We start from the raw sequence: 1,013 nt of genomic DNA on the forward strand, positions 1-1,013 counted from the left end.
GGCATTGGTCCAAATTTTGGGGTTGGGCTGTTACATGAGTGTGGGTCGACCTAGTCCGTAGTTGTGGGTAGACCTATTACAATATGTGGGTCGTGCTAGTACAAATTTTGTGGTCGACCTAGTCCATGTTATTGGGTTTCAATGGCTGGAGCGTATTGCTCCAGCCATTTTCGTCTTTAAAGAGTGAATTTATCGTATTTGTTGAGACAATAAAGGATTCGGTTACGGGTTCGTTTAAAATTTCTAAAGCCGTTGGCATTTATAATAAGTTTCTTCAAAATTCTGTTCTTCGATTCAATGTAACTGTTATTTATGCGCCTGCCATTAATCGTTGTAAATGAGTTTAGTATTTCTTGTTTCCAATTAACTAGAAGGCCATAAAATTCATTGTATTCAGGTATTCCGAAGTCACCAAATCGGTTCTTAAGTATATCATAGTTTTCTTCGAGACTGCCGGAAGCTTTGTAATATTCTCCACTCTGATTAAATTTCAGATACAATTCTTTTAAGTTATAAGCAATTTCCAACTCTGGAAATTGAGCAAACAGTAAGTCTCGGATATCTCTTAAATTGACATAACGGCCTAAGGCTTTGTTGTATTTTGGTTCATTATCTAAGTCCGTAGTATGGTTAAATACAAAATTAAATTTTCTTAGAAGATACTCATAGGTATGGTTTTCAGTATTTCGTGCCCATCTTAGCCTAATCTTATTAAAGTCATCTGTAAGATGTTTGGTTACATGAAAGCTGTCTGCACAAACAATGGCATCCGGGAAACATATCTGTGCAACATCCCTAAAATTGTCATACAGATCCATAGATATATACTTTACGTTATTGAGTTCGCTGCGTTTGAGAGTGTAATTCTGTATATCTCCACGGATAGAGGCAAAATAGTCAATAAGGTAATGCTTTCTGCGAGTAGGAAGTACATCTATTACTTCACCCGTGATAAAATTCATGAGCAGGCAGCAGTAAAGAGAATCCATATCAGATTCAGGGAAATAGTGCTC

General features: G+C 36.7%; 1 protein-coding gene. It reads right to left on the reverse strand.

Annotated features, from left to right (window positions below; all coding sequences use genetic code 11):
* Nucleotides 1–176 precede the first annotated feature (176 nt).
* Nucleotides 177–1,013, reverse strand: an 837-nt coding sequence (locus HMPREF9443_RS10390; protein ID WP_009146001.1) for an ISL3 family transposase, incomplete at its 5' end; no start/stop codon positions are given.

Origin of the sequence: Phascolarctobacterium succinatutens YIT 12067 (assembly GCF_000188175.1) — a bacterium.
GTDB lineage: Bacteria > Bacillota > Negativicutes > Acidaminococcales > Acidaminococcaceae > Phascolarctobacterium_A > Phascolarctobacterium_A succinatutens.